The sequence below is a fragment of the Paenibacillus chungangensis genome (assembly GCF_042675905.1).
Classification (GTDB): domain Bacteria; phylum Bacillota; class Bacilli; order Paenibacillales; family Paenibacillaceae; genus Pristimantibacillus; species Pristimantibacillus chungangensis.
In genome coordinates this window covers 114,568-126,675 of record NZ_JBHTJZ010000022.1, presented here as the reverse complement: position 1 = coordinate 126,675, position 12,108 = coordinate 114,568, and the positions used below count along the sequence as shown (strand labels likewise).

Sequence of the window (12,108 nt, the reverse complement as noted above, 5' to 3'; positions counted from 1 at the left end):
ATAAGACTGTATTGACGTAAACTTAGGAACCGCCGTATACCGAACGGTACGTACGGTGGTGTGGGAGGTCGGCTACTCAAATAATGGGTAGCCTCCTACCCGATTAATTTTTGAGCTGCAGGCGATGTAACCTCGGTTGGAGGTAGGAAAGTGAGCGGATGGTGGGCTGCAGGCGATGTAACCTCGGTTGGAGGTAGGAAAGTGAGCGGATGGTGGGCTGCAGGCGATGTAAGCTTGGTTGGAGGTAGGAAAGTGGGCGGATGGTGGGCTGCAGGCGATGTAACCTCGGTTGGAAGTAGGGAAGTGGGCGGATGATGAGCTGCAGGCGTGTTTCCCATTGAAAAGAACTGTTGACTTCTTTAGTTGTTGTGTATATACTGTGTATATAGATATAAACAGTATATACAGGCATGCAGATAAGGAGGAAGTGGAGATGAATGTTTGGAGAGGCGCATGGTATTTGGCCAAGCATGAATTGGTGCGGGCGAGATGGAAGCACCTTATTATCTTTGTAATAATCGGGTATATGCTAATGTTCATGATTCCATGGTTCAGCAGCGCGTTGAAAGGGGAAGCAAACGGAGTTGAGTATTGGGCGATCGACTTCATTACGGTGACAATCTTGCCGGTGTTCGGCTTCAGCGCTACTCAATATTATACGAGAACATGGAGTGGAGACATCTACACTAGAAGACTGGCTTATTGGCGAACGCTCCCTATATCGATCGCCACGATCGTGCGAGGGCGAGTGCTGATGCTACTGCTGAACGGTATGGCGGGATATATCGTGTTCTTTGTCCTGTATTACGTGGGGTTGAAATCGTTGAACAGCTCTGTTGACGTTCTGCACTTTCTTATGCACGCGGTCGTTCTAACATGCGTGTCCGTTATTTTCAGCATGTTTTATGTCTATCTGGAGCTGGGATTCTCATCGAAAGCTTACTTCGTATTGATGTTTGTCATTATGTTTCTCATTCTATTCCTCATCTTGCTGGCATCGTTCGTAACCGGCAATAGCTTAGTGTTGAAGAGCTATGAGCTAATTGTCGAAGGCAAGGGGTGGTATGTGACGATTATAAGCTTGCTGCTTGCTGCGCTTGCTGTATTTACAGGCATTCGTCTTATCGAAGGCAAGCTGGAGAAGCGAAATTTCTATAGCTAACGACACAGGAAAGCGGGTGAAACTTATGCGGCTGCCCATCGTTATCAATGAACATAGCGCAGAGCCGCTCTATCATCAGATTGAAGTCCAGCTTAGAGCGTTAATCGTAAGCGGCCAGTTAGAGGAAGGCACGATGCTTCCCTCCATTCGCGAGCTGGCTGGGATGGTGAAGTGCAGCGTCATTACCGTCAAGCGGGTATACCGCGATCTGGAAGCGGAAGGGCTGCTTCGTACAAGACAAGGGACAGGCACCTTCGTCACACATGTCGGGGAAGGTGATCGCAATCGCCAACGTCTATCCTCGGTTGTAGAAGCATTGGAGCTCGCGCTGCAAGCGGCAATCCGCGTGCAATGCACAAGAGAAGAGCTGGAGGAGCTAATTCGAGACGCATTACACCAACACTACGATAGAGGAGACGAATCCACATGAACGAAGAACTCGCACTGCGATTCGAGGGCATCGAGCATCGAAGAACAACATTCCGGCTGGGGCCGCTCTCGCTGGACATTCCGAAGGGATACATTACAGCGATCGTAGGACCCAATGGCAGCGGCAAGAGCTCATTGTTCCGACTCGCGCTTAACCTGACACAGCCGGATTCCGGCAGCTTGACGATGCTTGGCGAGAAGGTAGGCAAGTACCCCGACGAGTATATGAAGCAGCGGATCGGTTATTTGTCAGAAGACTCCTCCTCCCACGATGATAGCATACGCGGAAATTCGAAGGCGGAGTTCCACAGCTTCTGGTATCGTAACTGGGATGTGAATCTATATCAGGAATTGCTGCAAGTGTTCAAAATTCACGATCATCAGCCGCTCAGCAAAATGTCCAAAGGAATGCGTCGCAAGTTCGAGTTCACGCTGGCGATGGCGCACCATCCGGAGCTGCTGCTGCTGGATGAGCCGTCCTCGGGCCTTGATCCGCTGGCATGGAAGTCGATGATCGAGGTGCTGCACCGTTATATGGATCAGGGAGACCGAACGATTCTGATGGCGACGCATATCGTCGAAGAAGTGCGAAGGCTTGCCGATTACATTGTATTCATCGTGCAAGGTCAGGTGCTTGGCGTATACGAGAAGGATGAGCTGTTCAGCAGTTGGATGAACTTGTATGTCAGCTGCGAGAGGGCTTCCCATAAGTCGCTGGAGAATATGCCAGGCCAATGTGCGATAGAACACGCCGGGGGTACCACCTATCGGGTGACGACCGATCGAGCGATGGAAGCGGAGCAGTGGTGCAGGCAGGAAGATGTGGCGATCGTAAGCAGAGGGTCCATGGAGCTGGATGATATATTGGCTGTGCTGATGGAACAGAGCGGATTCGGAATTCGAGCATATGAAGCGAGGGGACATGGGAAATGAAGCCATTAGTTGTGGAAAATGTGGAGAAGCAATACGGAGATAAGAAAGCTGTTAACGGCATCAGCTTCGAGGTGAGCGAAGGGGAAATCTACGGTCTGCTCGGCGCCAACGGCGCGGGCAAGACGACGACGATGCGGATGGTGCTTGGTCTGATCTATCCAGACGGCGGCAGCATTAAGTATCATGGCAAGCCATATGGGAGTGAGCTCCTGAGCATGCTGGGCTACTTGCCGGAAGAGAGAGGTCTGTATCCGAAGGTGCGGGTCAATGACCAGCTCATCTATCTGGCGCAGCTGCGAGGCATGTCGAAGGGAGATGCGGACCGTAATCTGAAAATGTGGCTGGAACGCTTCGAAGTGCCTGAAAATTACAACAAAAAGGTAGAGGAACTATCCAAGGGCAATCAGCAAAAAATTCAGTTCATCGCCTCGATCATGCACAAGCCGAAAATCGTCATACTCGACGAAGCGTTCAGCGGCCTCGATCCTGTGAATGTGGAGCTGCTGAAGTCGACGGTGAAGGAGCTGAGAGACGACGGAACAAGCTTCCTGTTCTCCACCCACCGGATGGAACACGTCGAGGAGTTGTGCCGCAACATTAGCATTCTTCATCGCGGCAACGCCGTATTGAAGGGCAACCTGAAGGAGATTAAAGGAAAGTTCCCGAAGGAGCGCGTCATTCTAAGCACCACTGGAGAAGTGAAAGGTCTGGAGGGACTGGACGGCGTCATCGGTGTGAAGCAACATGCCTACGGCTATGAGATTGGCATTTCCCGCGAAGAGGCGGGCAATAGCATCTTGCAGATGGCGATGGAGCAATCGACCGTTACGCGTTTTGAAATTATGGAACCGACTTTGAATGAAATCTTTATAAAAACGGTAGGTGAGCGGAATGAATAGCTTCAGGACAGTTGTCGGATTTACAGTTCGTAATAAAGTGAAAAGTAAAGCCTTTATTATCTCTACGCTCGTATTCGCCCTTCTGTTGACCATTGGCTGCAATGTGCCTTATCTCATTAAAGTGTTCAAGGGCGATGAGGAGAAAATATCGCAAATCGGCTATATTCAAGGGGCAGACCTGACGGGCGATCACTTGAAAGCCTACTTCGAAGGAATCGAGAATTCCGGCATTGTGATGATGCCGTTCCAGGATAAAGGCGACACAGTCGCCAACGAGAAGCAACTTAAGGGAGCAATAGGCGAGGGGTTAATCAGCGGTTATCTGGAGTTCGGCGAGAAGACGGAGAACGGCTTCCCGGGAATGACCTATAAGTCGGAGAAGCTGATGGAATATCAGATGACTTCTTCCTTGCAGAGAGCGCTGCAGATCATTCGCCAAGCTGTCGTATTGAAGGACGCGGGGCTAACTGATGAGCAGATGGCGCAGCTGAATGCGCCGATTAAGATTGATGTTGTCCAGATCTCAGCAACGGAAGGTGCAGGCACGGTGGGCGAGGGCAAGTCCTCCGATGAGCAAGGCGTATCCATGATACTCGTCAATATTATTATCATCTCCCTGTTCATGGCGGTCATGATCTCTGGGCAGATGATTGCCTCCGAGATTACGGCGGAGAAGAGCTCGCGTGTCATGGAAATTCTCATTACGAGCGTATCGCCGCTGAAGAGCATGTTCGGCAAGATCTCTGGTATGTTCGTTGTGGTCATGATCCAGATCATCGCTTACGTCACGACGATATTCATCAACATCAACTTGCCGCACAACAAGGAATTGATGAGCGACCTGAACATTGATCTGTCCAGTGTCGATCCGGCGTTGCTGATCTACTCGCTCATCTACTTCCTGACTGGCTTCTTCCTGTTCGCTACGCTGTATGCGGCGATCGGCTCCATCGTCAGCCGCACGGAGGATCTCGGCCAGGCGATCATGCCGATGACGATCATCTCGCTGGCAGGCTTCTATATTGCGATCTTCAGTATCAGCACGCCTGACAGCCTGCTGGTGAAGGTGACGTCGTTCATCCCGCTGTTCTCGCCGTTCGTCATGGTGCTACGGCTTGGCTTGACTGATCCGCCGGTATGGGAAGTGCTGCTGTCGCTCGGTCTGCTACTTGCGGGCATCTATGTAGCGGTGTACATCTCGGCCAAGATTTACCGCACCGGCGTACTGATGTACGGCAAGCGTCCGAGCTGGAAGGAAATCCGCAAGGCGATGAAGGCTTACAAGATTTAATGAACATAGCTGCCATCAGCATGCAGGATTATCCAAAAACGAGGAGACAGCTTTTTGCTTGGGCGTTCATTGAATATTTATTTAAAGCAAAAACCAGGGAGCCACAACGTTGGCTCTCTGGTTCATACTTCAACAAAGCTTCTCCTTCTGCCACCGAATTTTCTCATTCCATGGCATGTAGTCAAAGCTTATATTACTCCAATAATATTGGAGTTCCTCGCGTTCCCACCCTTCGTATAGCTCTTCCCAGGTGAACGGTCCATGAGGGAGGAGCGATCTTGCCTCGATAGGCTGGCTAATGGGCTGCAGCCTGACGTCAATAGAAAGTCGTATTCGATCTCTCTGTTTATTCGGAATGGATTTGTGAACGGTCAAGCTAGGAAATGTGAGCAAATCTCCAATTTCATAATCCGTGCCTGCCCACTCATACCCAAGATTGCACAGAATAGTTTCCAGTCCTCCCGCGCCTTCATGCCCGGTTGTCACGTCTAGCAATCCTGCTTTATGACTCCCTTCCAAGACTGTCAGCCCTCCCAGAGACATGGGAACGTCTCCGAGAGGAGCCCAACAGGTCCAAGTGTGCTCAGTTCCTTGAATATGGAGGAAATCCTGGTGAGAGGGGGTCGGTTTGGCATCCTTATGAGGTAACATAATTCTAGCAATGTTTCGAGGATGCGGGAAGGGCTCATCTTCAAATAGGATTCGGAAGAGGTCCTTTAGTTTTGGATCATGTGTAATAGTATGGAAAGATTGCAGTTTCTGTACCTCTTTGTAGAGGGATAAAGGTACGCCGTTTCCGTTCTCGTTGATTTGCTGAATAGGGACCCTATTTATCCGATTGATGTCAGCTATACCTTCTATTAAGTTTGCATTCGGCGACAAATAACCGAATTTATCCACGATTTGCAGCATCTCGCGGCGAAGCTTAAGCATCTTCTCTGGTTCAAAAAAATGCTTGAAAAATAAATATCCCTTCTTTTCTGCTCGAGCTCTTAGTTCTTCTGGGCGCTTCAGCAAGCTAGTGGAATCTTCAAACTTTTTGGATATTTTCTTCTTGTCTGCATCAAACATATTGAGGTTCTTCATAAGCAACACCTTCCTTTACACTTCATGGTAGTACTATTATAAGAAAGGATAGTTGTGAAGTATTTAGTGCCAGCTGTACAAAAGTTGCACTTTACCGACATCCCATTAGGGAAGCGTTCTGCAGAGGTGCTTCAGTTATATGTCGCGCTTTGATTTTCTATATTCTCTAGGCGAGCAGCCTGTTTTTTCTTTGTATATTCTCGAAAAATAATGAACAGAGCCGAAATGCAAAGTGCTTGCAATTTGTGAAATGGGGAAGTCGGTCATGGCAAGCATTTGTGAGGCTAATTCGAGCTTGCAAGCAAGGAAATAAGCTTTCGGCGACAAGCCGAATCGATTGGCAAATAGTCGCGAGACGTAATCTTCATGATAGGAAGTCCATTCCTGCAGCCAGCGACGGTCATAGCCTTGTCTTGCATGGCTGTTAAGCAGCATCTTCACTTTATCCTCTATGGTTGAGGGCAAGGGGAGATAGGAATCTGGATGCTCATCAGGGGCAACAAGGCGAATGATCAGGTCCGTTAGCATCGTACGGCAGATGATCGAGGACAGGTATCCCCCTTTATTGTATTGTCCCGTTATATTATGAAAAAAAGGATGGGTACTTTCTTTCTCCGTTATGGTGAATTCAGGGATGCTGTGGGTGGATTGCGATTCCGTATATAGCACACAACGGTTATCGCTTCGGAGTATAACTTGGTTTTGGTTGGATGGGTCGATCTGTTGGATACGGGCCGTACCTGCTCTGGATGGATTCTGATTCATCAAATGTGAAGACAAGCAAAAATGAAGTCCATAGAGCTCAAACGGATCATGACAGGAAGCTTTAAACGTATGAACGACGTTCGGACCATAATATAACAAATGGCCGCCTTCTAGTTGATACTCACGACCCTGAATGTTTGCCGTTCCGCTCCCTTTAATGACATAGATAAACTGGTGGTCTTGAATGATTCTGGGACCGAATTGATAGTTAGGCGAGCAAGGGAAATAATTGGCGAGATGGACATCAGGGTTAAGGTCCTTCCAGTCGATTCCTATCATTATTCTATGACCTCCTTTATTGCAGTCCATTCTAAAGTCATTATATCAGATCTCCAAATCGATAAAGAGAAAACGCCCGTATGCAGCAAAATGACACAAAAGGATTTGGATCACATTATAGTAGTTATGCGGGACATCCTTTGGTAGAAACACCTCATTTGGATCCAATAGCGCACAAGGAGTTAGCCTCTGAATCCGCGATCTCGGAGCGGAGCGACAATCAGTACGAAGACGAAGATACACGATAGTTATCAATAAGACTTGAATAACGTATGCCCCGTTAAGGAAGGTCATTCAAACCAAATTCCTACGCATAAACATCTTCGTGGCCAAAGCGCTCAGAGCGGTCAGTATCGCAAGCGAAACAGCGACGCCGCTCACTTCAAAGTTGGCCCACAGAATGTCCGCGTATCCGTCAGTGAACCAGTCGCCAACGTTCAGCCACAAGCCTACGGGGGTAAGATTAAGTGCACTTCTGAAGCTCGAACCGTATGGGAAAAGCCCTTCCGCGATATACAGAACTCCCATTATTGAGACGGCAGTCATCATGGCTCCGTATCCGCTCCGGACAAACGTCCCCACCGCATATCCCAACAGAGTGAAGCACAGTACAACTCCGGCCGATACGCCTATTCCCGCCCATAATAGTCCTGAGACGCTGAAGCTATGCCAAGTGATGTAAGGCTTTACGATTTCGTCTATCGCTCGATTATACAGGCTTGATACGTGATCATCCCATACCATTGATCGCTATTTTGTACAGCCAGGCTCGGAAGCCACTGCTCCGCTTCACGTCGAAATGGTGAATGGTTCTGAGCATGGAGATAAAGATATCCTGTGTCAGATCAAGGGCGGTACCGGCATCCGAGACTTGCTTTTTCACAAAGCCGTGAATCTCGTCGTAGTAATAGCGCACCAGTTCGTCCGCGGCGGCGAGGTCGCCGTTTCGCCGAACTTTTTTGATCAGGCGCAATTCGTCCAACCGCATCGCCTCCTTTTTGCCTGTCCGCTTATATATTCGTAGCCGGGATTAGAATAGTTTCACCTCAACTCCTCGTTCTTCAAGCTACTCATAATAAATCGCGTCATAGGGGAACTCAAGCTTCTTCTGCCGATATTCCAGCGGTGTCATGGCCATATACTCGCGGAACACCTTGCCGAAGTAGCTGGGGCTGTCGAAGCCGCAGCGCTTGCAGATTTCCTGTACGGGCCATTCGGTCGTTCTAAGCAACCCGACGGCGGCTTCTACTCTGCGATCCCGCAAGTAAGCCAGCGGAGAAGTGCGCTCCGCCTTCTGGAACAGTCTGCACAGGTAATGCTTATTGATCTCGCAATGTCCAGCAATCGTCTCCAGCGTGACAGGCTGTGCGTAATGCTCCTTCATATACCGCTTGGCTTTGTCGACGATCGTGCTTGTGCTTGCGCTAAGTTCTGTGCCAGGCTCTCTGCTTGTTCTGAGCAACGATAGCATCCATTCATATACCCGTACGGACAACTGGTACTTGTCGGTGAGCGTTCCTTCGGCGATGCCGCTCAGCATGGTCCAGAACTCTGCTATGACAGGAGAGTCGGCCTCTCTGCGAATGACGGGTCCTTCCCGGTCAACAATGAGATCCCATATCCGGTTCGCTTCCTCCCCGCGTATATTCAGCCATATCACTTCCCAGGGCTCCTCCTGTGCAACGTAGTAATAGTTGTGCCTGCTGGGCACCTTGACCATAAAGCCCGTACCCGCGGGAAGCGTGAAGCGTTGCCCCTCTACTTCGATGTAGCCCAGGCCACTGAGTGTATATTGGAAAATCACATGTCCCGTATCCGGTCGCGCGGTGCCGTCGAAGACGTATTCCGGGCTGTTAATCAATTGCCAGCCGATTGAATCCAGTGTCAATATGGAGCGATCGTTGGTGCGAAATCCAAAGGATGAAGGTTTAAGCAAAGGTATCTCCTCCAATATGAAAAGTCAATTTTGTTATAGTATACGGCACAACTATTAGATTGTCTTCGTACAATTCAGAGGATAAGCTAATAATAGAGAAGGAGTGATAATGAATGGCAAACGAAAAGCTTGAACTCGAACTTCTGCCTGACGAGCATTGGTGGGGCGGGAAGGTGGCAGACGGAAGAAGCATGCCTTACGGCAAGTCATTGTTCAAAGCGGATCTCGCGAGTAGCTTCGACGGAAATCAAGCCTGCCCGTTGCTTCTATCGAGCAAAGGCAGATATGTGTGGAGCGAGGAGCCATTCGCTTTCCAATTCGATCGCAACGGCTTGCTGGTGAGCAGCGATGCCGGAGGGCTGGAGTCGGGAGAAGGTCATGAGAATTTACAGGGGGCGTACAACTATGTGTCCCGGACCTTCTTCCCGCCTTCGGCAACCGTTCCGGAAGAACTGCTGTTCACTGCGCCCCAATACAATCTATGGATCGAGCTGCTGTATGAGCCTACCCAGGACAAGGTGCTGCAATATGCCAAGGATGCGATCGCGCAGGGAATGCCTCCTGGCGTAATTATGATCGATGATAATTGGCATGAGCCCTATGGCAAGTGGACATTCCATTCCGGCCGGTTCCCGGACCCCAAGGCCATGGTGCAGGAGCTGCATGCCATGGGCTTCAAGGTGATGCTGTGGCTATGTCCCTTCGTCTCGCCGGATTCCCTCACCTTCCGTCAGATCGAGAAGCGAGGCATACTGTTGAAGGACAGCAGCGGCAAGACGGCGATCCGGAGATGGTGGAATGGCTACAGCGCGGTGCTTGATTGCACGAATCCTGAAGCTGTAACGTGGATGCGCGATCAGATGGACGCGCTGCAGCGCGAATACGGGATTGACGGGTTCAAGCTGGATGCCGGCGATCCGCAATACTATGAGGCAGACGATCTCAGCTATGTGCCCGGAACTACGCGGAATGGCCATTGCGAGGCATGGGCCAAGGTCGGGTTGACATACCGGCTTAATGAATACCGTGCCTGCTGGAAGCTTGCCGGACAGCCTCTCGTTCAGCGGCTAATGGATAAAAACCATGAGTGGACGGGCAACGGGCTGGATTCATTAATGCCGGACGGCTTGGCGCAAGGGCTTCTCGGCTATGCCTTTACCTGTCCTGATATGATCGGGGGAGGACAATACGAGAATTTCTCCGAGGAGCGCTTGGATCAGGAGTTGTTCGTCCGTTACGCCCAATGCTCCGCCCTGTTCCCGATGATGCAGTTCTCGGCGGCGCCGTGGCGATTGCTCGACGAGGAGCACCTTCGTTATTGCGTGGAGGCGGCACAGCTGCATGTCCGGTTCGGCGATGAAATTCTGGAGCTTGCCCGCCAAGCAGCCGTTACGGGTGAGCCGATTCTTCGTCATATGGCTTATGAATTCCCCGAAGCGGGCATGGAGTCCGTCCTGGACCAATTCATGCTGGGCGACTCGCTTCTGGTTGCGCCGGTCATTGTCAAGGGGGCGAGAGCGCGAGAAGTACTGTTCCCTGCAGGCGACTGGCTTGGGGACGACGGCAGTATAGTCCATGGACCGGCGAAGCATCGCATTGACGTCCCGCTTGGCAGGCTGCCCTGGTATCGGAAGCAATAGAAGCGGAGGATGGAAAGGACTGCCCGACTACCTTTACAGGCGGAGGGCAGTCTGTACATATATAGTGTGTGATCGGCTCGCCTTCGGGGGGAATGGATGCGATGAAGAACAAGAAGTTTCGAATCCCTCACGACTTATCGATCGGATGTTCTGCAATTGAACGGCTCCTTCAGCGAAGATCCCGGTTGCTAGAAGTCTCCAACCTTTGTATAATGAATGTCAAAAAGGACAGGGGAGTTGTGAGCAATGAGGAAATATAATTTTGTTCGACCGTTGCTGCTGATTGCGGTGGCGTTGTTAGTGAAGAGTATGGTTACAAATCTAAGCATGGTCATGGGAATGAAGCCTGAACATGCAGAAAATCTCGGTTTCATGGCGATGATCATAGCGGCTATTGTAGTCTATTTAAGAATTGCTCGAAATAACAGGAAGAATCAATGAGACCCAGAACGACAATCCCCATTCCATTCACGAAACCACGATGAAACAGTTCTTCTGCAATCCCTCCCCTTCCCCAGGGTAAGTACCACAATACATTCACCCGATGCTGATCAAGCATCATTATAGCCTCTGCTATGTCTAGTCTGTCTGCGCCTTCTGTAGATGGAATAAGCCACATGACTGAACGCTCGCCCATGCCATTCGTCGCGTCACTGATGATCGGACTTGTCCTATTAACGCTCATTCCCGTTATCGGGTCGCTGCTGCAAGCTCGCTGCCAGATTTCTCGCGGTCACGGTTGCTAGCGGGTTCAAACCATTGTATAGTGAATGTCATCATATGTCGGTCGTGGCGCAGCTAGTCGTAGTCAAGGGAGGTCGAGTGGCATCTTGCTCGGTATTAATAGCTTCATAGGAGCTCATGACAGGAATTGGGAGGATGAACGCATTTACTCCCATCCACATTTGGAGATCACTCTCGTTCTGGAGGGAAGCTGTCGATTCCGCGGAGAAGAGCAGGAGCGAGTGGTGGAGGCCGGCCAGATTGTTCTCATCCCTCCTCATTACCCCCATTCCTTCCATGCGGTATCGGCCGTTCGATTCGGGGTGCTGCTCATTGATGGACTGTCTCCCTGTATACGGGAATTGTTCGACAGACTCATAGTCGACGGAATGCCTCGTGTCATTACGCTGTCAAGGCTGGATCAGGATCATTATGAGAGGTTGTTCCGGCAGTGGCTTCGCATCCATTCCTCCCCGTTGAAGGAGCCCGAGCGGAATTACATGGCCTGGATCGAAGTCATGCTGCTCTTCCTGAACGAGCATAGCCATTCCGACCAGCAGGCCTTGTCCATCGCGCATACCGGCGACTACATCCGGGAACATCTGCAGCAATCGATTCCGATCTCTGCGCTCGCCGAAGAGGCGGGACTGTCGGAGGATGGGTTCCGCAAGCAATTCTACAAGGTGTACGGCGTTACTCCCAAGCAATACCAGCAGATGTGCAGACTTGCGGAAGCGAAGTGGCTGCTCAGCTCTTCGGAGAAGAGCATGCAAGCGATTGCCGACATGATCGGCTTCAACAAGCTGCACTCCTTTTCTCTCTGGTTCAAGAAGATGGAGGGCTGCCCGCCGTCGGAATGGAGAGCGCGCCAAAGACTGTACCATGATTGATTGTTCATCAGCCGATAGTGGATATTTGGGAAATGTGAGTGGGACAGATGTCCTGAATCTAATGTGAGCTTGTTC

Annotated in this window: 15 protein-coding genes; 10 read left to right on the top strand and 5 right to left on the bottom strand. The window is 50.5% G+C overall.

Features of this window, described 5'->3' with window-relative positions; all coding sequences use genetic code 11:
* Positions 1-150 precede the first annotated feature (150 nt).
* From ACFQ2I_RS14615 to ACFQ2I_RS14590, 6 genes are all read left to right on the top strand, one after another.
* The gene (locus ACFQ2I_RS14615; RefSeq protein WP_377565214.1) at positions 151-315 is read left to right on the top strand and encodes a hypothetical protein; all 165 of its coding nucleotides are present in this window, start codon (positions 151-153) and stop codon (positions 313-315) included.
* A gap of 118 nt (positions 316-433) precedes the next feature.
* Positions 434-1,162: a hypothetical protein gene (locus tag ACFQ2I_RS14610; RefSeq protein WP_377565213.1), complete on the top strand. Its 729-nt coding sequence runs from the start codon at positions 434-436 to the stop codon at positions 1,160-1,162.
* A 25-nt stretch (positions 1,163-1,187) separates the two neighbouring features.
* Positions 1,188-1,592: a GntR family transcriptional regulator gene (locus tag ACFQ2I_RS14605; protein ID WP_377565212.1), complete on the top strand. Its 405-nt coding sequence runs from the start codon at positions 1,188-1,190 to the stop codon at positions 1,590-1,592.
* Positions 1,589-2,524, top strand: coding sequence for an ABC transporter ATP-binding protein (locus tag ACFQ2I_RS14600; RefSeq protein WP_377565211.1), 936 nt, complete (start codon positions 1,589-1,591; stop codon positions 2,522-2,524). Before ACFQ2I_RS14605 ends, ACFQ2I_RS14600 begins: the two co-directional genes overlap by 4 nt.
* The gene (locus tag ACFQ2I_RS14595; protein WP_377565210.1) at positions 2,521-3,423 is read left to right on the top strand and encodes an ABC transporter ATP-binding protein; all 903 of its coding nucleotides are present in this window, start codon (positions 2,521-2,523) and stop codon (positions 3,421-3,423) included. Before ACFQ2I_RS14600 ends, ACFQ2I_RS14595 begins: the two co-directional genes overlap by 4 nt.
* Positions 3,416-4,714, top strand: a complete 1,299-nt coding sequence (locus tag ACFQ2I_RS14590) for an ABC transporter permease (protein ID WP_377565209.1) — start codon at positions 3,416-3,418, stop codon at positions 4,712-4,714. Before ACFQ2I_RS14595 ends, ACFQ2I_RS14590 begins: the two co-directional genes overlap by 8 nt.
* A gap of 129 nt (positions 4,715-4,843) precedes the next feature.
* Here ACFQ2I_RS14590 and ACFQ2I_RS14585 read toward each other — a convergent pair whose 3' ends face one another.
* The 5 genes from ACFQ2I_RS14585 to ACFQ2I_RS14565 all read right to left on the bottom strand — a co-directional run bounded on the left by ACFQ2I_RS14585 (position 4,844) and on the right by ACFQ2I_RS14565 (position 8,780).
* Positions 4,844-5,800: a phytanoyl-CoA dioxygenase family protein gene (locus tag ACFQ2I_RS14585; protein WP_377565208.1), complete on the bottom strand. Its 957-nt coding sequence runs from the start codon at positions 5,798-5,800 to the stop codon at positions 4,844-4,846.
* A 135-nt stretch (positions 5,801-5,935) separates the two neighbouring features.
* Positions 5,936-6,844, bottom strand: coding sequence for an AraC family transcriptional regulator (locus ACFQ2I_RS14580; RefSeq protein ID WP_377565207.1), 909 nt, complete (start codon positions 6,842-6,844; stop codon positions 5,936-5,938).
* Positions 6,845-7,138: 294 nt separating this feature from the next.
* Complete coding sequence (locus ACFQ2I_RS14575; protein WP_377565205.1) at positions 7,139-7,588, bottom strand: hypothetical protein; 450 nt, start codon at positions 7,586-7,588, stop codon at positions 7,139-7,141.
* Complete coding sequence (locus ACFQ2I_RS14570; protein WP_377565204.1) at positions 7,575-7,826, bottom strand: RNA polymerase sigma factor; 252 nt, start codon at positions 7,824-7,826, stop codon at positions 7,575-7,577. The genes ACFQ2I_RS14575 and ACFQ2I_RS14570 overlap by 14 nt, the downstream gene beginning before the upstream one ends.
* An 84-nt stretch (positions 7,827-7,910) precedes the next feature.
* On the bottom strand, positions 7,911-8,780 hold the full coding sequence (locus ACFQ2I_RS14565; RefSeq protein WP_377565203.1) for an AraC family transcriptional regulator: 870 nt from the start codon (positions 8,778-8,780) through the stop codon (positions 7,911-7,913).
* 113 nt (positions 8,781-8,893) lie between these two features.
* Here ACFQ2I_RS14565 and ACFQ2I_RS14560 point away from each other — a divergent pair, with 113 nt between their 5' ends.
* From ACFQ2I_RS14560 to ACFQ2I_RS14545, 4 genes are all read left to right on the top strand, one after another.
* On the top strand, positions 8,894-10,420 hold the full coding sequence (locus ACFQ2I_RS14560) for a glycoside hydrolase family 31 protein (RefSeq protein ID WP_377565201.1): 1,527 nt from the start codon (positions 8,894-8,896) through the stop codon (positions 10,418-10,420).
* Between the two features lie 246 nt (positions 10,421-10,666).
* Complete coding sequence (locus tag ACFQ2I_RS14555) at positions 10,667-10,861, top strand: hypothetical protein (protein ID WP_377565200.1); 195 nt, start codon at positions 10,667-10,669, stop codon at positions 10,859-10,861.
* 176 nt (positions 10,862-11,037) lie between these two features.
* Positions 11,038-11,166 carry a hypothetical protein gene (locus ACFQ2I_RS14550; protein WP_377565199.1) on the top strand — a complete coding sequence of 43 codons (129 nt, stop codon included), beginning with the start codon at positions 11,038-11,040 and terminating at the stop codon, positions 11,164-11,166.
* Positions 11,167-11,250: 84 nt separating this feature from the next.
* The gene (locus ACFQ2I_RS14545; RefSeq protein ID WP_377565197.1) at positions 11,251-12,033 is read left to right on the top strand and encodes an AraC family transcriptional regulator; all 783 of its coding nucleotides are present in this window, start codon (positions 11,251-11,253) and stop codon (positions 12,031-12,033) included.
* Positions 12,034-12,108 lie beyond the last annotated feature (75 nt).